This is a genomic window from Pseudomonas shirazica (assembly GCF_015168335.1).
In the GTDB taxonomy this organism is placed as follows: Bacteria; Pseudomonadota; Gammaproteobacteria; order Pseudomonadales; family Pseudomonadaceae; genus Aquipseudomonas; species Aquipseudomonas asiatica.
In genome coordinates this window covers 5,106,356-5,130,111 of sequence record NZ_CP063456.1, presented here as the reverse complement: position 1 = coordinate 5,130,111, position 23,756 = coordinate 5,106,356, and the positions used below count along the sequence as shown (strand labels likewise).

The window sequence follows — 23,756 nt, the reverse complement described above, 5'->3', positions numbered from 1 at the left end:
TTGGGCAACCGGCTAATGGTCGCCTTGAATCGGTATTGAGTAAACAGTTCTGCGGTCTTCATTCCTGGCAGACGGTGCTGGGTGGTGGATGTTTCATTTTTGATCCAGTCAGCATCCAGATCGAATCAGTTTTCAGCATAGCCTGCCATCCAGCTGGCGACAGAGGTGTTGCGGTATTGCTCTGCACCATGGTCAAGAAACAGGCGCTGATTTGTTGACGAACTTGCGCGACTAATTAGGCAAAATTCATCTATTAGAAAAGCGTTCTCTGACAAACCTGGTCTATACAAACGGTGACGCTTTCTCGTATTAGGGCTGGCAGTATTTACGCTGTGGTTCGCTATCTCTTTGATCTGCGGCAAATTGGCACCCTTATTGTGCAACTGTACTGGCTACCGAGAGTCGCGAACTGTCACAAGGCCCAGGTTCTGCGCGGCCTCCAGTCACCGTCGGGCCCCCTTTAGGCAAGGTTTGTGCTTTTGACAAAGCTATTGTTTGAACGAGCTGAAGGTGATTTGTAAATTGACGCTCGAATTTTGACAGTTGCCGATGAAAGGGTGTCCTGACCCATCCGATACCATCACCTAAGCGCCGAGAAAGATGCTCTGAATGTCGCGTTGCGCGCGCTTTAGGTGATGTATGACACTTGTCCCCAGAAAGCACATGGTTAATATGCGAATATCAATGTGACATTACATTGGCGATTGTTTAGGATGGCAGAATGCAGGTCAATAGTTTGGCATTTGGTAAATTTAAATAAGTTATAGACGGAATATTGACGCCGGTAAGCGTCGAAAGATCATCAACATATTTCCGCCTGAAGTGGTCTGCGAGTGCCGCTCTGGCAGGGAAGTACCTATCGGGTCACACGGAGAGTCCAATGAGCAGCGTTGTAGCCATCGTCAAAAGTCTTGTTGGCCAGGTTATTGCGGTATCCCCAGAGGGCATTCGGCGTGTTCTGATCGAAGGGGACCGCCTGCTGGCTGGTGAAGAAGTGCTCACCGGCCCAGGCGGTGCAGTTACTTTGGAGCTGGCCGACGGCCGTTTGCTTGACCTGGGTCGAGACAGCCAGTGGAGCGCTGATGCGCCTGACAGCAGCACCGACCTGAGTCAGGCTACCGCGCAGGCCGCGCCGTCAGTGGAAGAGCTGCAACAGGCGATCGCCGCCGGTGTCGACCCGACTACCGAGCTTGAAGCAACTGCGGCTGGCCCGTCGTCGGCGGGCGGTGGTGGTGCACTTGGCGGTGGCCACAGCTTTGTCATGCTCGAAGAAACCGCAGGCCGGGTCGACCCTACCGTCGGCTTTCCGACTGATGGGCTGGGCTTTGCTGCCGTGCTCGATGGCGAAGAGGTTGGCCAGCTGGATGCCACCAGCAACAACCAGGTGACTACTCCGACGACCGATACCAATGTTGCTACCGACCTGGTTCTGGGCGCTACCTCTTCCATCAGTGAAGCGGGTGGCGTAATCGTTTATACCGCTACGGTTGGCCAGGCGCCGACCACAAACCTGGTGGTCACCCTGTCCAACGGTGCCGTGATTGTCATTCCGGCCGGGCAGACCACTGGGAGCGTAAACGTCGTGGTCCCCGCGAACGATACCCCGTATATCGACGGCGGCCAGATTTCGGCGACCGTAACGGGCACCACCGGGGGCGGCGGGCTGATAGTGACTGTGCCGCAAACACCAGCGGTTACTCAGGTTACCGATACCGTCGACACCACCACCGCGACCCTGACCGCTTCGCCAAGCGTCACCGAAGGCGGGGTGATCACCTACACCGTAACCCTGAGCAACCCGGCTCAGACTCCGGTGACCGTGACCCTGTCCAATGGCCAGACCATCACCGTGGAAGCTGGCAAGACCCAGGGCAGTGTTGACTTCGAGACCCCGGCCAACGACGTCTATAACAACGGTTCGACCGTCAGCACCACGATTACCGGTGCGACCGGCGGCAACTTCGAACAGCTGACGCCGAACCCGACCCCGGCGCAGACCACGATCAACGACTCGGTCGATAACACCACCGCGACCCTGACGGCCACTCCGTCGGTGACCGAAGGCGGCGTGATCACCTACACCGTAACCCTGAGCAACCCGGCTCAGACTCCGGTGACCGTGACCCTGTCCAATGGCCAGACCATCACCGTGGAAGTTGGCAAGACCCAGGGCAGTGTTGACTTCGAGACCCCGGCGAACGACGTCTATAACAACGGCTCGACTGTCAGCACCACGATTACCGGTGCGACCGGCGGCAACTTCGAACAGCTGACGCCGAACCCGACCCCGGCGCAGACCACGATCAACGACTCGGTCGATAACACCACCGCGACCCTGACGGCCACTCCGTCGGTGACCGAAGGCGGCGTGATCACCTACACCGTAACCCTGAGCAACCCGGCTCAGACTCCGGTGACCGTGACCCTGTCCAATGGCCAGACCATCACCGTGGAAGCTGGCAAGACCCAGGGCAGTGTTGACTTCGAGACCCCGGCCAACGACGTCTATAACAACGGTTCGACCGTCAGCACCACGATTACCGGTGCGACCGGCGGCAACTTCGAACAGCTGACGCCGAACCCGACCCCGGCGCAGACCACGATCAACGACTCGGTCGATAACACCACCGCGACCCTGACGGCCACTCCGTCGGTGACCGAAGGCGGCGTGATCACCTACACCGTGACCCTGAGCAACCCGGCTCAGACCCCGGTGACCGTGACCCTGTCCAATGGCCAGACCATCACCGTGGAAGCTGGCAAGACCCAGGGCAGTGTTGACTTCGAGACCCCGGCGAACGACGTCTATAACAACGGCTCGACTGTCAGCACCACGATTACCGGTGCGACCGGCGGCAACTTCGAACAGCTGACGCCGAACCCGACCCCGGCCCAGACCACGATCAACGACTCGGTCGATAACACCACCGCGACCCTGACGGCCACTCCGTCGGTGACCGAAGGCGGCGTGATCACCTACACCGTAACCCTGAGCAACCCGGCTCAGACTCCGGTGACCGTGACCCTGTCCAATGGCCAGACCATCACCGTGGAAGCTGGCAAGACCCAGGGCAGTGTTGACTTCGAGACCTCGGCCAACGACGTCTATAACAACGGTTCGACCGTCAGCACCACGATTACCGGTGCGACCGGCGGCAACTTCGAACAGCTGACGCCGAACCCGACCCCGGCGCAGACCACGATCAACGACTCGGTCGATAACACCACCGCGACCCTGACGGCCACTCCGTCGGTGACCGAAGGCGGCGTGATCACCTACACCGTGACCCTGAGCAACCCGGCTCAGACTCCGGTGACCGTGACCCTGTCCAATGGCCAGACCATCACCGTGGAAGCCGGCAAGACCCAGGGCAGCGTCGACTTCGAAACCCCGGCCAATGACGTCTACAACAACGGCTCGACCGTTAGCGTGACCATCGAAAGCGCCACCGGCGGCAACTTCGAACAGCTGACGCCGAACCCGGCCCCGGCCCAGACCACGATCAACGACTCGGTCGACACCACCACTGCGACCCTGACGGCCACTCCGTCGGTGACCGAAGGCGGGGTGATCACCTACACCGTAACCCTGAGCAACCCGGCTCAGACTCCGGTGACCGTGACCCTGTCCAATGGCCAGACCATCACCGTGGAAGCTGGCAAGACCCAGGGCAGTGTTGACTTCGAGACCCCGGCGAACGACGTCTATAACAACGGCTCGACTGTCAGCACCACGATTACCGGTGCGACCGGCGGCAACTTCGAACAGCTGACGCCGAACCCGACCCCGGCGCAGACCACGATCAACGACTCGGTCGATAACACCACCGCGACCCTGACGGCCACTCCGTCGGTGACCGAAGGCGGCGTGATCACCTACACCGTAACCCTGAGCAACCCGGCTCAGACTCCGGTGACCGTGACCCTGTCCAATGGCCAGACCATCACCGTGGAAGCTGGCAAGACCCAGGGCAGTGTTGACTTCGAGACCTCGGCCAACGACGTCTATAACAACGGTTCGACCGTCAGCACCACGATTACCGGTGCGACCGGCGGCAACTTCGAACAGCTGACGCCGAACCCGACCCCGGCGCAGACCACGATCAACGACTCGGTCGATAACACCACCGCGACCCTGACTGCCACTCCGTCGGTGACCGAAGGCGGCGTGATCACCTACACCGTGACCCTGAGCAACCCGGCTCAGACTCCGGTGACCGTGACCCTGTCCAATGGCCAGACCATCACCGTGGAAGCCGGCAAGACCCAGGGCAGCGTCGACTTCGAAACCCCGGCCAATGACGTCTACAACAACGGCTCGACCGTTAGCGTGACCATCGAAAGCGCCACCGGCGGCAACTTCGAACAGCTGACGCCGAACCCGGCCCCGGCCCAGACCACGATCAACGACTCGGTCGACACCACCACTGCGACCCTGACGGCCACTCCGTCGGTGACCGAAGGCGGGGTGATCACCTACACCGTAACCCTGAGCAACCCGGCTCAGACCCCGGTGACCGTGATTCTGTCCAACGGCCAGACCATCACCGTGGAAGCTGGCAAGACCCAGGGCAGCGTCGACTTCGAAACCCCGGCCAATGACGTCTACAACAACGGCTCGACCGTTAGCGTGACCATCGAAAGCGCCACCGGCGGCAACTTCGAACAGCTGACGCCGAACCCGGCCCCGGCCCAGACCACGATCAACGACTCGGTCGACACCACCACTGCGACCCTGACGGCCACTCCGTCGGTGACCGAAGGCGGGGTGATCACCTACACCGTAACCCTGAGCAACCCGGCTCAGACTCCGGTGACCGTGACCCTGTCCAATGGCCAGACCATCACCGTGGAAGCCGGCAAGACCCAGGGCAGCGTCGACTTCGAAACCCCGGCGAACGACGTCTATAACAACGGCTCGACCGTTAGCGTGACCATCGAAAGCGCCACCGGCGGCAACTTCGAACAGCTGACGCCGAACCCGACCCCGGCGCAGACCACGATCAACGACTCGGTCGATAACACCACCGCGACCCTGACGGCCACTCCGTCGGTGACCGAAGGCGGCGTGATCACCTACACCGTGACCCTGAGCAACCCGGCTCAGACTCCGGTGACCGTGACCCTGTCCAATGGCCAGACCATCACCGTGGAAGCCGGCAAGACCCAGGGCAGCGTCGACTTCGAAACCCCGGCCAATGACGTCTACAACAACGGCTCGACCGTTAGCGTGACCATCGAAAGCGCCACCGGCGGCAACTTCGAACAGCTGACGCCGAACCCGGCCCCGGCCCAGACCACGATCAACGACTCGGTCGACACCACCACTGCGACCCTGACGGCCACTCCGTCGGTGACCGAAGGCGGGGTGATCACCTACACCGTAACCCTGAGCAACCCGGCTCAGACCCCGGTGACCGTGATTCTGTCCAACGGCCAGACCATCACCGTGGAAGCTGGCAAGACCCAGGGCAGCGTCGACTTCGAAACCCCGGCCAATGACGTCTACAACAACGGCTCGACCGTTAGCGTGACCATCGAGAGCGCCACCGGCGGCAACTTCGAACAGCTGACGCCGAACCCGACCCCGGCGCAGACCACGATCAACGACTCGGTCGATAACACCACCGCGACCCTGACGGCGACCCCGTCGGTGACCGAAGGCGGGGTGATCACCTACACCGTGACCCTGAGCAACCCGGCTCAGACTCCGGTGACCGTGACCCTGTCCAATGGCCAGACCATCACCGTGGAAGCCGGCAAGACCCAGGGCAGCGTCGACTTCGAAACCCCGGCCAATGACGTCTACAACAACGGCTCGACCGTTAGCGTGACCATCGAGAGCGCCACCGGCGGCAACTTCGAGCAACTGACGCCGAACCCGACCCCGGCCCAGACCACGATCAACGACTCGGTCGATAACACCACCGCGACCCTGACGGCGACCCCGTCGGTGACCGAAGGCGGGGTGATCACCTACACCGTGACCCTGAGCAACCCGGCTCAGACCCCGGTGACCGTGACCCTGTCCAACGGCCAGACCATCACCGTGGAAGCCGGCAAGACCCAGGGCAGCGTCGATTTCGAAACCCCGGCGAACGACGTCTATAACAACGGCTCGACTGTCAGCACCACGATTACCGGTGCGACCGGCGGCAACTTCGAACAGCTGACGCCGAACCCGACCCCGGCGCAGACCACGATCAACGACTCGGTCGATAACACCACCGCGACCCTGACGGCCACTCCGTCGGTGACCGAAGGCGGGGTGATCACCTACACCGTAACCCTGAGCAACCCGGCCCAGACCCCGGTGACCGTGACCCTGTCCAATGGCCAGACCATCACCGTGGAAGCCGGCAAGACCCAGGGCAGCGTCGACTTCGAAACCCCGGCCAACGACGTCTACAACAACGGCTCGACTGTCAGCACCACGATTACCGGTGCGACCGGTGGCAACTTCGAACAGCTGACGCCGAACCCGACCCCGGCGCAGACCACGATCAACGACTCGGTCGATAACACCACCGCGACCCTGACGGCGACCCCGTCGGTGACCGAAGGCGGGGTGATCACCTACACCGTGACCCTGAGCAACCCGGCTCAGACCCCGGTGACCGTGACCCTGTCCAACGGTCAGACCATCACCGTGGAAGCCGGCAAGACCCAGGGCAGCGTCGACTTCGAAACCCCGGCCAACGACGTCTACAACAACGGCTCGACCGTTAGCGTGACCATCGAAAGCGCCACCGGCGGCAACTTCGAACAGCTGACGCCGAACCCAACCCCGGCGCAGACCACGATCAACGACTCGGTCGACACCACCACTGCGACCCTGACGGCCACTCCGTCGGTGACCGAAGGCGGGGTGATCACCTACACCGTAACCCTGAGCAACCCGGCTCAGACCCCGGTGACCGTGACCCTGTCCAACGGCCAGACCATCACCGTGGAAGCCGGCAAGACCCAGGGCAGCGTCGACTTCGAAACCCCGGCCAACGACGTCTATAACAACGGTTCGACTGTCAGCACCACGATTACCGGTGCGACCGGCGGCAACTTCGAGCAGCTGACGCCAGACCCGACGCCTGCATCGACTGTCATCAATGACAGTATCGATACCGTCACCGTAAGCATCGTCAGTAATGGCAACGTGACAGAGGACCAGCAGCCGTCCTTTACTGTGAAGGTAAGCCAGGCACTGGACCGTCCGTTGACAGTTACTCTGTCGAACGGCGATACCGTGACCATTGAGGCCGGCAAGACCGAAGTGGAATACAAGACCGCAGCCCAAGGCGATGATGTCATCCAGGATGCCGGCTCCGTCACGCTCAGCGTGACAGATGCCACCGTCTCGGGTGCCACCTTCGAGAAGCTGGCGTTCGGAGGCCCGGCTACCGTTGAGATCTCGGACACCATCAGTGAAGTCGTCGCCAAACTGACCGCTACTGAGTCCGTAACCGAAGGTGGCGAAATTACCTACACCGTCACGCTGACCAGCAAGGATGGACTGCCGCTCAACATCCAATCGCCGCTGTATTTCACTCTCAGCGATGGCAAGACCGTTATTGAGGTACCGGCCAACAGTACAACCGGTTCGATAACCGTTGCCGCGCCGGACAACGTCTACATGGGCGCCAATCCACCGGTAGTCAATGCGATCGATTCGGTCAGCGGTGCTGATGTATGGAAGTTCGAGAAACTGACCTTGGACAAAACCGAGGTCACTACCACCGTGACTGATGAATCCGGCACCCCAGGCTCTGGTGGTGACCTTGTGTGGGTTAGCATCGAGGCCGACCAGGTATCGGTCCTCGAGAACCAGAACCCGACCTTTACCGTGAAGGTCAACACCGTGCTGGCGCACGATCTTGTCGTGACCTTGAGCAACGATGCCCAAGTCACGATCAAGGCGGGAGAAACCAGTGCGCAGTACACCCATGCCGTACAGGGCGACGACGTTTACCAAGACGCCGGCACTATCAGTGTCGGCCTCAAGTCGGCGACCGATACCGCAGGCAGCACCTTCGAGAATCTGCAATTTGGCGGAGCCGCGTCGGTGGGAGTGACTGACACCATCAACGAAGTAGTGGCCAAGCTGACGGCTACCGATTCCGTCACCGAGGGTGGCGAAATTACCTATACCGTCACGCTGACCAGCCAAGACGGCCTGCCGATCAACAACCACTCGCCGCTGTACTTCACCCTCAGCGACGGCAAGACCGTAGTTGTGGTGCCGGCCAACAGCAACACCGGCTCGATCACCGTTACCGCGCCTAATGATGTCTATGTAGGTGCTCAGCCTGTAGTGAATGCGATCGACTCGGTCAGCGGTGCAGATGCCTGGAAGTTTGAAAAGCTGACCCTGGACAAATCGGAAGTCAGCACAACGGTTACTGATGGCCCAGGCTCAGAGGATATTACCTGCCTGACGCTTTCTGCCACACCGACAGTGGCCGAAGGTGGCACGATCACCTACACCGCCACCTTGACCAACAAGGCCGGCACTGACTTGGTCATCAAACTGAGCAACGGCGAAACCATTACCATCGCGGCAGGCCAGAAGGAAGCTTCGATCATCGTCGACGCCCCAGGGGACGATGTGTACATCGATGCCAAAGACCTCAGCGTGACCATCACCGATGCCACGGGTGGCAATTTCGAGAAGCTGGATGTCAGCAGCAAGGCGGCCGTGACCAAAGTCACCGATACCATCGACACTACCACCGTGACCTTGACGGCCACGCAAAGCGTGGTCGAGGGTGGTGTGGTGACCTACACCGCGTCGGTCAACCACAAGGTCACCGGTTCTGACCTGGTGGTGAAATTGGCCAACGGTCAGACCATTACCATTCCGGTGGGTGAGTCGTCGGCGTCGGTGCCCTTCACCGCGCCAGACAATGCCTACAACACTAATCTGGACCTGACCAACAAGATCACCGACATCTCGGGCGGCAATTACGAGAAGACCGTAGCCGTTGGCGAGCCGGTGACGACCGTGACCGACGGACCAGGCACCAAGGACATTACCCACCTTACCCTGAGCGCGACACCGACGGTTGCCGAGGGTGGCAAGATCACTTATACCGCGACCTTGACCAACAAGGCCGGCACCGATCTGGTGATCAAGCTGAGCAACGGTGAAACCATCACCATTGCCGCCGGCTCGAAGGAGGCTTCGGTCATCGTCGACGCCCCAGGCGATGATGTCTACATTGATGCTGAAGTACTGCAGGTCAAAGTGACCGAAACCACGGGTGGTGACTTCGAGAAGCTGAATGTAAACAGCGGCGCAGCCGTGACCAAGGTCACCGATACCATCGACACCACTACCGTGACCCTGACCGCGACCTCGACCGTCGCTGAAGGTGGTGTGGTGACCTACACCGCATCGGTCAATCACAAAGTTACCGGTTCGGACCTGGTGGTAAAACTGGCCAACGGCCAGACCATCACCATTCCGGTGGGCGAGTCGTCGGCGTCGGTGCCGTTCACCGCGCCGAACAACGTCCATAACACCAACCTGGACCTGACCAACAAGATCACCGACATCTCGGGTGGTAACTACGAGAAGACCGTGGCTGTTGGCGAGCCAGTGACCACTGTCACCGACAACCCGGCGACCCCGGACGTCACCACACTCACGCTGACCGCGACAGATACCGTGGCCGAAGGCGGCAAGATCACCTACACCGCAACGCTGTCCAACCCGGCGGGTACTGCGCTGACCGTCAAGCTGAGCAACGGCGAGACCATCACCATCGCGGCGGGTCAGAAAGAAGGTTCGATCACCATCGACGCGCCGAGCGACGATGTGTACATCGATGCGGGTACCGTTCAGGCCAATATCGATAGCACCAACGGCGGCGACTTCGAGAAGCTGGACGTCAGCAGCACTGCGGCTGTGACCAAGGTCACCGATACCATCGACACCACTACCGTGACCCTGACCGCCACGCAAAGTGTGGTCGAGGGCGGCGTAGTGACCTACACCGCGTCGGTCAACCACAAGGTCACCGGTTCGGACCTGGTGGTAAAACTGGCCAACGGCCAGACCATCACCATTCCGGTGGGCGAGTCGTCGGCGTCGGTGCCGTTCACCGCGCCGAACAACGTCCATAACACCAACCTGGACCTGACCAACAAGATCACCGACATCTCGGGTGGTAACTACGAGAAGACCGTGGCCGTTGGCGAGCCAGTGACCACTGTCACCGACAACCCGGCGACCCCGGACGTCACCACACTCACGCTGACCGCGACAGATACCGTGGCCGAAGGCGGCAAGATCACCTACACCGCAACGTTGTCCAACCCGGCGGGTACTGCGCTGACCGTCAAGCTGAGCAACGGCGAAGCCATCACCATCGCCGCCGGTTCGAAGGAAGCCTCGATCACCATCGACGCGCCGAGCGACGATGTGTATGTCGATGCCGAAGACCTGAGCGTGACCGTTACCGGTACCACCGGTGGTGACTTCGAGAAGCTGGACGTCAGCAGCACTGCGGCTGTGACCAAGGTCACCGATACCATCGACACCACTACCGTGACCCTGACCGCGACCTCGACCGTCGCTGAAGGTGGTGTGGTGACCTACACCGCATCGGTCAATCACAAAGTTACCGGTTCGGACCTGGTGGTAAAACTGGCCAACGGCCAGACCATCACCATTCCGGTGGGCGAGTCGTCGGCGTCGGTGCCGTTCACCGCGCCGAACAACGTCCATAACACCAACCTGGACCTGACCAACAAGATCACCGACATCTCGGGTGGTAACTACGAGAAGACCGTGGCCGTTGGCGAGCCAGTGACCTCTGTCACCGATAATCCGGCGACTCCGGACGTGACCACACTCACGCTGACCGCGACGGATACCGTGGCCGAAGGCGGCAAGATCACCTACACCGCAACGTTGTCCAACCCGGCGGGTACTGCGCTGACCGTCAAGCTGAGCAACGGCGAAGCCATCACCATCGCCGCCGGTTCGAAGGAAGCCTCGATCACCATCGACGCGCCGAGCGACGATGTGTATATCGATGCCGAAGACCTGAGCGTGACCGTTACCGGTACCACCGGTGGTGATTTCGAGAAGCTGGACGTCAGCAGCAAGGCGGCTGTGACCAAGGTCACCGATACCATCGACACCACTACCGTGACCCTGACCGCGACCTCGACCGTCGCTGAAGGTGGTGTGGTGACCTACACCGCATCGGTCAATCACAAAGTTACCGGTTCGGACCTGGTGGTAAAACTGGCCAACGGCCAGACCATCACCATTCCGGTGGGCGAGTCGTCGGCGTCGGTGCCGTTCACCGCGCCGAACAACGTCCATAACACCAACCTGGACCTGACCAACAAGATCACCGACATCTCGGGTGGTAACTACGAGAAGACCGTGGCCGTTGGCGAGCCAGTGACCACTGTCACCGACAACCCGGCGACCCCGGACGTCACCACGCTCACGCTGACTGCGACAGATACCGTGGCCGAAGGCGGCAAGATCACTTACACCGCAACGCTGTCCAACCCGGCGGGTACCGCGCTGAACGTCAAGCTGAGCAACGGCGAGACCATCACCATCGCGGCGGGTCAGAAAGAAGGTTCGATCACCATCGATGCGCCGAGCGACGATGTGTACATTGATGCCGGTACCGTTCAGGCCAAGATCGATGGCACCACTGGCGGCGACTTCGAGCTGCTGGCTACCAGTGGAGCCTATGCGGTAACCAAGGTCAGCGACACCATCGACCACACTGGCCTTAGCCTCAGCGCCACGCCAACCGTCGCAGAAGGTGGCCAGATCACCTACACCGCCACCCTGACCAACAAGGCTGGCACCGACATGACCATCAAGCTGAGCAACGGCGCTGTGATCAGCATCGATGCGGGCAAGCTCTCCGGCTCCGTGACCGTTCCGGCGCCAGCCGATGACGTCTATATCGATGCAGGCAACGTTTCGGCGAAGATCACCGAAACCAGCGGTGGCAACTTCGAGAAATTGAACGTCAGCGATACGGCGGCGGTCACTGCGGTCACGGATACCATCCAGACCACCACCCTGAGCATCAGCGGCACCGCCGCGGTCGCCGAAGGTGGTAATGCCACGTACGTCCTGAACCTGACCAACAAGGCCGAGACCGACGTCACCGTCAAACTGACCTACACCGGCACCGCGGCCGATGGCACGGACTACACCGGCGTGGCTACCGTAGTGATCAAGGCCAACAGCTCGCAGGCAACGTTCACCGTCCCGACCTTCAAGGACAACGCCACCGAGGGTACCGAGCACTTCACGGTCAAGATCGATTCGGCCACTGGCGGTAACTTCGAGAAGCTCGACATCAGCTCCAGCGCCGGCAGCGTGACCACCCAGATATTCGAGCCAGCTCCGGTTCTGGACCTGGATGGCAACGACTCCAGCGGCAAGACCGGAGCCGACTACCAGACCACCTTCACCGAGAACCAGCCAGGCAGTGGTGTGTCGATCGGCGATGTGGACGTCACTATCACCGACTTCGACAGCTCGCAGCTGACGGGCGCGACGGTCACCCTGACCAACCGCCAGCCGGGTGATGCGCTGAACCTAGGCAACAGTGTCAACGGCATCACGATCAACGCCAACAGCACAGACGGCAAGGTAGTCCTGACCCTGAGCGGCGCTGCGTCGCTGGCCGACTATATCCAGGCGATCAAGAACATCACCTTCATCAACAGCAGCGAGAACCCGAGCACCACGCCTCGCATCATCACCGTGACGGTGACCGACGGCGTTAATACCTCGAACACCGCCACGACCACGGTGAATGTGATCGCTGTCAACGACGCACCGGTCGCCACTGGCGGCGCCGTCACTGGCGTCGAAGACACGCCGCTGGTGCTGACCTGGAACGACTTCAACATTTCCGACGTCGACAGCGCCCTGTCGAGCCTGGGTGTGACCTTCACCCAGCTGCCAGCGGGTTCCCTGCAGCTCTTCAACGGCACCGCCTGGGTCAACGTCGCCCAGAACCAGACCGTCAGCCAGGCTGACATCGCTGCCGGCAACCTGCGGTTCGTGCCAAAATCCAACGAGTCGGGTATCGACGGATATGGCGGAACGGGCGTCGGCAACAAGCAGGCCGACTATGCCCAGATCAAGTACAAGCCTACCGACGGTACCGCTGCTGGTGGCGAGGCCACGCTGAAGGTCGATATTGCACCTGTAGCCGACAAGCCTGGCCTGAACATCGGCAGCAACACTCCCGAATCGCTTGGCCTGACCAAGGAAACCTGGAACAGCCTCACGGGCCTGGGCACCAACGGCAACGGCATCAGCGGTACTGCGCTGAAGAACGTGTTCGCCAACTCTGGCAGTGCCAGCAAGACCGAGCAGGTTACCAGCGCCGATTCGGGCGGCAGCGTTGCCGCCGGTACGGGCTCCAAGACCTCCGGCCTGATCTACCTGGAAGCCGGCCAGACCTACACCTTCAGCGGCACCGCCGATGACAGCTTGCAGGTCTATATCGGCAAAACCAGCGTGGTCGGCGCCACCTGGGGGGCGGGCGGTACGATCTCCGGCAGCTTCTCGCCGCCTGTCAGCGGCTACTACACCTTGGAGATCTACCACGCCAACCAGTCCGGCCCGGGCAGCCTGGATATCAACGTCAAGGTCGGTAACGGCCCGGTGACCGACCTGAGCAGCTCGGCCATCCCGATGTACCCGAACGTTGCGGCGATGGGGAGCGCGGGGCTTTCCGTGTCCGATTTCCATGGCAGTGACGGCCAGGGCTACTACGACGGCTACAAGCTCAACGAAGGGCCGGAGAACGGCACCGTCAAGCTGGTCGGCATTTCCACCAACCTGACCGACACCGACGGCTCCGAGAGCCTGAGCGTCAAGCTGGACGGCATTCCGGCAGGTTCGGTGCTCAGCGATGGCGCCGGTCATACCGTAACCGTCGGCGCCACGTCGGTTGACGTCACCGGCTGGAGCCTCAACGGCCTGAGCATCAAGCCGCCGGCGTACTACCAGGGCAGTTTCGATGTGAAGGTCACCTCGACCGCTACCGAAAGCGTGGGCGGCAGCAAAGCCTCCACCGAAGGCACGATCAAGGTAACTGTCTATCCGGACAGCTATACCGCCAGCAACCTGACTACCGACAGCGACAGTTTCACCGGCACCACCACCAGTGACATCATCGTTGCCGACATCAGTGGCCTGCATGTGACGCCGGGTCAGGACTACAACATTGCGTTCATCGTCGATACCTCAGGCAGCATGGGCAGCGCGGTCGATGCCGCGCGCAACTCGCTGAAGTCGGTGTTCGATACGCTGGCCAACAGCGTCAAGGGCGCGCAGTCCGGTACAGTGAACATCCTGCTGGTGGACTTCTCCACCCAGGTGAACAGTACGGTTTCGGTCAACCTGGGCGACAAGAACGCGTTGAGCACGCTCTACACTGCGCTCAATACGCTCTATTCCAGCGGCTCGACCAACTACGAGGATGCCTTCAAGACCACCGCCAACTGGTTCAAGCAATTGATGGACGTGGGCAACACCGGCAGCCGCCAGACGTTCTTCATCACCGACGGCCAGCCGAACGTGTACCAGGCTGGCGAACGTGAGGGCACCTTCAGGAACATCGGCACAACGGTGGATTCCGTGCTCAAGTCGATCGGCTACAAGTTGGGTGACGTGGTCACCAACAAGATGGTGGGCAGCGACAACCGCTTCAGCATCGATGCCAAAGGCAACATGACCGCCGAATACTGGGGCAAAAAGGGCTGGACCAACGACAATGGTGCGTCTGGACAGCTGCATGCCCAAGGTGATGGCACCTTTGAGTTCTCCTACGCTGAAAGCGGTTACTACTATGTGGACTACAACTCGCAACAAAGCTTCCTGTTGCTGTCCAACCTGTCTGGCGTGGAAGCCATCGGCCTGAACAGCGCGGTCAATGTCAACGACCTGAAGCCTTACGACACCGATAGCAAGCCGCAGACCAACATCGACCCGAGCAAACTGGCGGAAGCGATCCTGGGCCACACCGAAGCCACCGTGCCGGGCAATGACACCGTCAACGGTGGTGATGGCAACGACATCATCTTCGGTGACCTGGTGAGCTTCGGTTCGCTCGCCGGCAACGGTGTCGAAGCCATACAGAGCTATGTTGCAGGCCAGCTGGGTGTGGCCCTGGGTGATGTCGACGGTCGCGTGCTGCACAAGTACATCGTCGAGCACGTCAGCGAATTCGATGTCTCGCGCAGCAACGATGGCAATGACATTCTCAACGGTGGCGCGGGCAATGACCTCCTGTTCGGCCAGGGCGGCGACGACACCCTCGACGGTGGCAAGGGCAATGACATCCTGATCGGTGGCCTGGGCAAGGACACTTTGCTCGGTGGTGAAGGCAATGACATCCTGCTTGGCGGCAAGGGCGATGACACCATGACCGGTGGCAGCGGTGCCGACACCTTCGTATGGAAGGCTGGCGATACCGGCAATGACGTGATCAAGGACTTCAAGGTGGCCGAAGGCGACCGCATCGACCTGAAGGACCTGCTCCAGGGCGAGAAGGGCAGCACCATCGACAACTACCTGAAGCTCACCACGGTGGAAGGCACGACGACGCTGCAGGTCAGCAGCGAAGGCAAGCTCAATGCCGCCGGTGGTATCGCCAATGCCGACGTGACCATCAAGCTGGAAGGGGTGAACTGGTCCAACACCACGATCAACTCGTTGATCAGCGGTGCTGACCCGACCATCATCGTCCACAACAAGGACAGCTGATGCGCCAATGGGCTGCCCTGCAGCCCATCGCCATCACCGGCTTCAGGCTGGCGCTGTCCCTGTAGGAGCGGCCTTGTGTCGCGATGGGCTGCAGAGCAGCCCCCAGGTCTCCGGCATTGTTGCCGAAACCGTGGGGCCGCTTTGCGGCCCTGTCGCGACACAAGGCCGCTCCTACAGGACGCGTGCCTGGGCCTTTCCCGCAACTCCATGACAGCGCATACTCTGGCGTCGGGCCTGCGTGCCCGGTGATCTTTGCCTATGCTGCTGTCTACCACCCAGGAACCAATGTGACGAGGGACACCGCCATGTTCTACGTGCAACGCGATGCCGCTGGCCAGTTGCAGCGGGTCGAAGCAGCCGCTTTTGACCAGTTCACCGAAATGCTCCCCGCCGACCATGCCGATATCCAGGAATGGTTTGCCGATGACGTCGTGGAAAACAGCCTCAACCAGCTCAAGCAAAGCGATCTCGACATGATCCGCGTGCTCGAGGACTTGATCGATGTGCTGACTGCCAAGGGTGTGTTCAAGATCACCGACCTGCCCCCCGGTGCGCAGGCCAAGCTGCTCAACCGTTCTACAGCGCGCAAGGCGCTCAGCAGCCTGAACAACCTCATCGATGAGGAAGAGCAGGGCGGGTTGATCTGATTGCGCGCCGCCTCTGACAGCCGTGCTATGGTTATTCTTTATCGGTATTTAAAATAAAACCCTTATGACTTTATAGTCGCTTCCACTGCGTACCCGTCGACCAATCGATGCGCCGCACGACTTGAACCCACACGGGAAATCCCCGTGCGTTTCTGATCGTTGCGCGCCATTGAAGTCGCGCACTGCGTGGGAGTGAAAAATGTCAGCCGCCTCGAACGCCTTGTCGATCATCGACAGCGCACTGCCGCAACGCTTCGAAATCCGCCCTTTTTCCGGTGCTGTAGGTGCCGAGATCATCGGCCTGGACTTGGCCAGGCCGGTCAACGCCGTGGATTTTGCCCGTATCCATCGCGCCCACCTCGACCACCATGTGCTGGTGTTTCGCGACCAACGCATCAGTCCCGACCAGCAGATCGCCTTCAGCCGCCGTTTTGGTCCATTGCAGATCCATGTGCTCAAGCAGTTCCTGCTCGCCGGCCACCCCGAGATCCTGATCGTTTCCAACATCATCGAGAATGGCCAGAACATCGGCCTGGGTGATGCCGGCAAGTTCTGGCACTCGGACCTGTCGTACAAGGAACTGCCCAGCCTCGGTTCCATGCTGCATGCCCAGGAACTGCCCGGCGAGGGCGGCGATACTCTGTTCGCCGACATGCACAAGGCCTGGGACGCTGTACCCGCGGCCCTGCGCAAGGTGGTCGAGGGCCGCAGTGCCGCTCACTCCTACACCGCCCGTTACGCCGAGACCAAGTTCGAAGGCAACTGGCGCCCGACCCTGACCGCCGAGCAGCTGGCGCAGGTACAGGAAGTCATCCATCCGGTGGTGCGTACCCACCCGGAAAACGGCCGCAAGGCGCTGTTCGTCAGCGAAGGCTTCACCACCCGTATCGTCGGCCTGCCAAGTGACGAAAGCCGCGACGTGCTGCAACAGCTGTATGCCCTGAGCGTGCTGGAGCAGAACATCTATCGCCACCAGTGGCAGCCTCACGACCTGGTGTTCTGGGACAACCGCTCGCTGATCCACCTGGCCACTGGCTGCCCCGCACACCTGCGGCGCAAGCTGTATCGCACCACCATCCAGGGCGATGCCCCGTTCTGACGACTGAGGAAACCCATCATGCGTAAATCCATCAGCCGCCTGGCGGCAAGCATCGGCCTGGGCGCAAGCCTTGTCGTCGGCAGCCTGGCGGCCCCCGCCACGGCGCAAGCAGAAGGCAAGATTCGCATCGCCGAACAGTTCGGTATCGTCTACCTGCTGCTGAACGTAGTGCGTGACCAGCATCTGATCGAAAAACATGGCAAGGAGCAGGGCATCGACATCGAAGTCGATTGGGCCCAGCTGTCGGGTGGTTCGGCTATCAACGACGCACTGCTGTCCGGTTCGGTGGACATCGCCGGTGCCGGCGTCGGCCCGCTGTTGACCGTGTGGGACCGTACCAAGGGCCGACAGAACGTCAAGGCCGTGGCCTCGCTGGGCAACTTCCCGTACTACCTGGTCAGCAGCAACCCCAATGTGAAGACCATTGCCGACATCTCCGACAAGGACCGCATCGCCGTACCGGCGGTAGGCGTTTCGGTGCAGTCGCGCTTCCTGCAGTACGCCGCCGCCCAGCAATGGGGCGACAAGGAATACAACCGCCTCGACAAGTACACCCTGGCCGTGCCGCACCCGGATGCCACTGCCGCGCTGCTGGCCGGCGGCACCGAACTCAACGGACACTTCTCCAACCCGCCGTTCCAGGACCAGGTGCTCGCCAACAAGAACGTGCACGTTGTACTCAACAGCTACGACCTGCTCGGCCCCAACTCGCCGACCTTGCTGTTCGCCACTGAAAAATTCCGCAAGGACAACCCCAAGACTTACAAGGCCTTCGTTGATGCGCTGGCCGAAGCCGCGGACTTCGCCCAGAAGGACAAGGCGGCTGCCGCCGACACCTACATCCGCGTGACCAAGGCCAAGATCGACCGCGACACGTTGATCAGGCTGATCGACAACCCGCAGTACGAATTCACCGTCACGCCAAAGAACACCTACAAGTTGGCCGACTTCCTCTATCGGGTAGGCGCCATCAAGCACAAGCCGGAATCGTGGAAGGACTACTTCTTCCAGGATGAACGCCCGCTGCAGGGGAGCTGACCGATCATGACCGCCCCATTGCCAGGCCACACGGCCAGCAACCTGAGCCGTGTCGCAACGCCGCCTTTGCTCAAGGTGAATAACCTCAGCCTCGAATACCGCACCTCGCAACGCGTGGTGCGGGCCACCCATCAGGTCAGCTTCGAAGTCGACCGTGCCGACCGCTTCGTGCTGCTCGGCCCCTCCGGCTGCGGCAAGTCCACCTTGCTCAAGGCCGTGGCCGGGTTTATCTCGCCCCAGGAGGGGCAGATTCTGCTGCAAGGTCAGCCAGTCAGCGGTCCGGGCCCCGACCGCATCGTGGTGTTCCAGGAGTTCGACCAGCTGCCGCCATGGAAGACGGTGAAACAGAACGTCATGTTCCCTCTGCTGGTGTCGGGCCAGCTGAAACGCGCCGAGGCCGAGGAGCGGGCACTGCACTACCTGGAAAAAGTCGGCCTGGCCGCCTTCGCCGATGCCTACCCACACACCCTGTCGGGCGGTATGAAGGCGCGCGTGGCGATTGCCCGGGCCTTGGCCACTCAGCCGAAGATCCTGCTGATGGACGAACCGTTCGCGGCACTTGATGCGCTGACCCGGCGCAAGATGCAGGAAGAACTGCTGCTGCTATGGGAGGAGGTGCGTTTTACCCTGCTGTTCGTTACCCACTCCATCGAAGAAGCGCTGGTGGTCGGCAACCGCATCCTGCTGCTGTCGCCCCACCCGGGGCGGGTGCGGGCCGAAGTGCACAGCCACCAGTACGACTTGGGCAGCCTGGGTGGTAGCGACTTCCAGGCCAGTGCCCGGCGCATCCATCGTTTGCTGTTCGATGAGGCGGATGCCCCCGAACAGCCCGACGATCTTGGTTTCAACGATATCCGTATCGCCTACTGACAGGAGCTTCAGCCATGACCACTACACCTGTACGCCAGGAATACGAGGTGCAGCTGGAGCCTTTGCTCAGTGTGCCTGTGGAACGCAACCTGCCATTGGCTCAGCGCCTGTGGCAGCACGGCTGGTTGCGCAAGGCGGTCATCCTGCTGGTGATCGCCGTACTGTGGGAGGCCATTGCCCGCTATCAGGGCAACGATCTGCTGCTACCGACCTTCCTGCAGACGGCCACGGCGTTGTGGGACGGCATGGTCAGCGGTGAGTTGCCGGCCAAGGTTGGCGTGTCGCTGGTGATTCTGCTCAAGGGTTACCTGCTGGGGATCATCCTGGCCTTCGGCCTCACCAGCTTGGCGGTGTCGACCCAGCTTGGGCGCGATCTGCTGGGCACTCTGACTTCGATGTTCAACCCGTTGCCGGCGATTGCTCTGTTGCCGCTGGCCTTGTTGTGGTTCGGGCTGGGCGACAACAGCCTGATCTTTGTGCTGGTGCACTCGGTGCTCTGGGCGCTGGCGCTGAACACCTATGCGGGCTTCCTAGGCGTGTCGGAAACCTTGCGCATGGCCGGGCGCAACTACGGCCTGAAAGGGCTGCGGCTGGTACTGCATATCCTTGTCCCGGCGGCGCTGCCGTCGATCCTGTCGGGGCTGAAGATCGGCTGGGCATTCGCCTGGCGAACACTGATCGCTGCCGAGCTGGTGTTCGGCGCCAGCAGTGGCAAAGGCGGGTTGGGCTGGTACATCTTCCAGAACCGCAACGAGCTGTACACCGACAAGGTGTTTGCCGGGTTGGCGGTGGTGATCCTGATCGGTTTACTGGTGGAGGGGCTGGTGTTCAACACGCTGGAGCGGTTGACCGTTCGCCGCTGGGGGATGCAGCGCTGACGCGCATGTGCTTGGTTGGCCCGATCGCCGGCTTGCCGGTGATCGGGCTAATGTTGTCGGCCCAAATGGCGTAACCCTGAAACACTTTCAAATGTTTTCAAGCCGACTTGTCGCATAAATTGTAAGAAAATTCCTAATTTAGCATCGATCTCCGCAGAATGATTGCGTTGGAGTTTTTCCGTGCCTAGCCTGTTCCGCTCAATTGTTTACAAGGAACAGTAACCATGGCTTTCGACGCTTATATTCAAATCGCGGAAATCGCTGGCGAAGCAAAGGACGAGCAGTACAGTAACTGGATCGAAATCCTCGGCTACACGTTCGGCAGCAGCCAAAGCGCCTCCGCCACCGCCAGTTCCGCAGGCGGCGCCACTTCCGGGCGTACCACCCTGAGCAACCTCACCTTCACCAAGTACCTGGACAACGCCAGTTGCAAACTGCTCGAAGCCAGTTGCGCCGGGCAGCACCTGAAAGAGGTGAGGCTGGTCGTTTGCCGCGCTGGCGGCGATAAACTCAAGTACTACGAAGTGGTGCTCGAAGAAGTGATCATCGCCGACTACGCACAAAGCGCGCATGCCGGCGTACCTACCTAGTGGAGGGGCCGGTGCATTAGCGTGCGCGGTGGTCGGTGGAGCCGTAGGTGGAAAGATTGGTGGTGAAAATGGTAAAGAGGGTGGTGAGTGGCTTGGGGAAATTCTCTACGAGAGCATTAAGCCATGAGCTCATTTGAGATGAATGTGGTTGCGATTTGTTTTTTCTTCTTGGGCATAGTCGCGCTTTTAGTGCAGATATATATCGCCATAAGATATCTTGATAGGATTGAAGGGCTGCTATGGAAAAGTGATTTTGTATCGGGGAATAGGAAGCTTTATTTGCATGCGGGCATCCTCGGTAAAATTATGCGTATCTGTACCATATCAACACTTCTGAGCGCGCCATACCTATTTGCTCGCAAGGGATTGGTTGACGAGGCGCAACTGCAGAACTTTCCGGCGCGTATGAAAAGACTGCTTATAGTAACGTGGTGCACAATGTGTATTTCTTCAGTCGCATTCCTCGCGCTCGGGTCTTTTTAAGAAAGTGTTTGGAGGAAGCGCGCAGGCTGCAGTGTGATACGCGGTGCTCAATTTCGCCTTGTCTGAGGAAGCTTGCCGGGAAGATGGGAGCAACACGGTTGTTGGTTTGACCAGCTTGGGAGGCGAGTGTGTGGAAAGAGGATTGAATGAAATCGACAGCTGAAGTAATAGGAATGTCCATGTTGTTATTCTGGATAATGATCAGTGTGGGTATTATGATTTACCTAGCCTGCCGATATCTTGATTTGGTTGAATCGAACCTGTCGGGATGCAGTTATGTACGAGATAATCGGTTAAGTTTCTCATCAGCGGGTTTGCTAGGTAGAGTGTTGCGCATCTGTCTGGCCGCAAATATGCTTATGATGCCCGGTGTCTTTGTTAGCAAAGGTGTTGCGGATGCTTCCGAAATATTGCGCTTTCCAAAGGATCTGAAAATTAAAATTCTAGTTTCGTGGGGAGGGCTAATGACTTCTACGGTTATTTTTGTTGTTGCCCATAATGTTCTGAAGCTTTTAAGCTTGCCCAGTTGATTCTATCGGCTTAATTTATTATTAATTGGAGGGGTAAAGTGCCACTTTGCTATAAGCGGCTTGTGCTCTACTTTCATCTCGCAATTGCAGGCCAGGTTCTTAGCCATGGGAAATCGAGACTTGCTGGTGGGTGAGCCTTAAGCTCAATGGCCATCCTGATACTGTGCAGCCGCTTCAACGAGTGTCCTGGCAATCTCCATGCGTAGCTGGCTGGGCTGCTCGATCACCACGCCTGCTCCCTGGCTCAGCACCCACCAGCGCAACCCCCAGCCATCTTCCACGGTGGCCCGCAGCCGATGGCCATGCTCCAGCGCTGTCAGCTGCATATCGACACTCAACGGCGCTTCGCGCAACTGTCGAGCCAGCAGGTCGCTGACCCAGGCCTGTAGCTCGACCCCTTCACCTTGCGCCGGCTGCAGCGAACCACCGCGCAAAAAACCCTGCAGATCGAAATTCCCACGCAACTCGCCAGCAACGCTCGCCGACCAGTGCCAGCCAAACGGAATGCTCTTGTCATTGCGCTCCAGCGGAAATATCAGCGACAGCTCATTGAGATCACGCTCGACAGTGCGTTTGCTGACGGTGAAGCCCACGTCACGCAGGCGCCAGACCAATTCGGCGCTGGTAATGCCAGGGGAACGGCTGGGCAACTGGCGCAGCAGCGCCCACTGTCGGCTGAGGGTGGCGCGAGTGGTGGCGAACGGCAAAAGATAACGTCCTTGTCTAGGCTTGCCGCAATAGGATGGCGGCAGGCGTGGGTCATGGCAATTGGCCACAGCCTGCTCAGATCAAGGAAGTCGCATTTGGTTGCCTGGTGCCGAATCGTTCGCGACAGGTTTTGACGTTACGTCACGCAGAATCACGCCTCATCACAGCCGAAGGTTGGGGTTGTGTGTCGTTCAATGAGGATGAACATGTCTGCTGCCAGCAATATCCATTCGCTGCTTGCCCGCCTTTTGCCCGAGCGGGTCATTGCCCCACCGGCCGCTGTCGGGAGGCGACAGCGACTGTTTGCCGGGATAGGGTTGCCCAGCCAGCGCTCGCTGCTGGTCAGTCGCCTGGACGAAGCCAGCGACTTGCAGACGGTTTACGTCGACCTGCGCCGCCAGGCCTTGCAAGGCAACGTGGCGGCGCTCAACGACCTTGGCTGGATCTGGCTCAACGGCAAATACTGGCGTGCTGACACCGTGTTGGCCGGCCACCTGTTGCGCATGGCGGCCCTGCAAGGCAATGCCGCGGCGTGGTTCAACCTTGGGCAGCAACATTACTTCGGCAAAGGTATCGAACCCTCTTACCTACAGGCGGCGGAGTGCTACCGGCAGGCTTTCGAGCGGGGCATGCTGCATGCCGCTGCTGCGCTGGGTGACCTGTACGAGGAAGAAGTGTGCGATGGCAGCCTGCAGTGGCAGGTAGATCTTGTACAGGCCTACCAGTGGTTCCTGCGCGGGGCCGAGCAGGGCGAGGCACGCTGCCGTTTCGAGGTGGGCTACCGGTTGATGCACGGGCTGTACGTGGAGGTTGATCTCAAGGCCGCACTGTACTGGCTGGAACTGGCGGCAGCTGCGGGGGTGGTGCAGGCGGCCGAAGAGCTGGCGGTACACTTCAGCAGCCGTGACGAGGGCCGCTACCAGGAGTGGCGTGACCGGGCGGTGCAGATGGGCAGTACATTGGCCTTGACCATGAAGCTGGAAGACCAGATACAGCCCTGAATTTGCTGCTGCTTGTCCGGGCCCTTTCGCGGGCTCGCCCGCTCCCACAGGAATTGCACAAACTTCAGGTCCTGTGAGGGAGGTCCCTGTGGGAGCGGGCAAGCCCGCGAAAGGGCCAGTAAGACAAAAGCATGAACAACATT

General features: G+C 60.3%; 10 protein-coding genes and 1 pseudogene. 10 read left to right on the top strand and 1 reads right to left on the bottom strand.

Annotation, left to right across the window (positions count from 1 at the left end; all coding sequences use genetic code 11):
* Positions 1–35: 35 nt before the first annotated feature.
* From IMX18_RS23650 to IMX18_RS23610, 9 genes and pseudogenes are all read left to right on the top strand, one after another.
* Positions 36–218, top strand: coding sequence for a hypothetical protein (locus IMX18_RS23650; protein WP_137108949.1), 183 nt, complete (start codon positions 36–38; stop codon positions 216–218).
* Between the two features lie 662 nt (positions 219–880).
* A complete protein-coding gene (locus tag IMX18_RS23645) occupies positions 881–15,769 on the top strand; it encodes a retention module-containing protein (protein WP_223175413.1) in 14,889 nt (4,962 codons plus the stop codon).
* 305 nt (positions 15,770–16,074) lie between these two features.
* On the top strand, positions 16,075–16,416 hold the full coding sequence (locus tag IMX18_RS23640; RefSeq protein ID WP_015268518.1) for a hypothetical protein: 342 nt from the start codon (positions 16,075–16,077) through the stop codon (positions 16,414–16,416).
* Between the two features lie 199 nt (positions 16,417–16,615).
* Positions 16,616–17,515: a TauD/TfdA dioxygenase family protein gene (locus tag IMX18_RS23635; RefSeq protein ID WP_015268519.1), complete on the top strand. Its 900-nt coding sequence runs from the start codon at positions 16,616–16,618 to the stop codon at positions 17,513–17,515.
* Positions 17,516–17,533: 18 nt separating this feature from the next.
* Positions 17,534–18,553: an ABC transporter substrate-binding protein gene (locus IMX18_RS23630; RefSeq protein WP_015268520.1), complete on the top strand. Its 1,020-nt coding sequence runs from the start codon at positions 17,534–17,536 to the stop codon at positions 18,551–18,553.
* 6 nt (positions 18,554–18,559) lie between these two features.
* The gene (locus tag IMX18_RS23625; protein WP_100414145.1) at positions 18,560–19,423 is read left to right on the top strand and encodes an ABC transporter ATP-binding protein; all 864 of its coding nucleotides are present in this window, start codon (positions 18,560–18,562) and stop codon (positions 19,421–19,423) included.
* Between the two features lie 14 nt (positions 19,424–19,437).
* Positions 19,438–20,301 carry an ABC transporter permease gene (locus IMX18_RS23620; protein WP_015268522.1) on the top strand — a complete coding sequence of 288 codons (864 nt, stop codon included), beginning with the start codon at positions 19,438–19,440 and terminating at the stop codon, positions 20,299–20,301.
* Positions 20,302–20,525: 224 nt separating this feature from the next.
* Positions 20,526–20,885, top strand: a pseudogene (locus IMX18_RS23615) (Hcp family type VI secretion system effector); the annotation flags it as partial.
* Between the two features lie 635 nt (positions 20,886–21,520).
* Positions 21,521–21,904 (top strand): hypothetical protein, encoded by a 384-nt coding sequence (locus IMX18_RS23610; RefSeq protein WP_137108951.1) that lies wholly within the window; start codon positions 21,521–21,523, stop codon positions 21,902–21,904.
* Positions 21,905–22,047: 143 nt separating this feature from the next.
* On the opposite strand, the gene IMX18_RS23605 is transcribed toward IMX18_RS23610, so the two are convergent.
* Positions 22,048–22,611, bottom strand: coding sequence for a WCX domain-containing protein (locus IMX18_RS23605; protein WP_100413107.1), 564 nt, complete (start codon positions 22,609–22,611; stop codon positions 22,048–22,050).
* A gap of 207 nt (positions 22,612–22,818) precedes the next feature.
* Between IMX18_RS23605 and IMX18_RS23600 the strand changes: the two genes are divergently transcribed.
* A complete protein-coding gene (locus IMX18_RS23600; RefSeq protein WP_100413106.1) occupies positions 22,819–23,613 on the top strand; it encodes a tetratricopeptide repeat protein in 795 nt (264 codons plus the stop codon).
* The last annotated feature ends 143 nt before the right edge of the window (positions 23,614–23,756 follow it).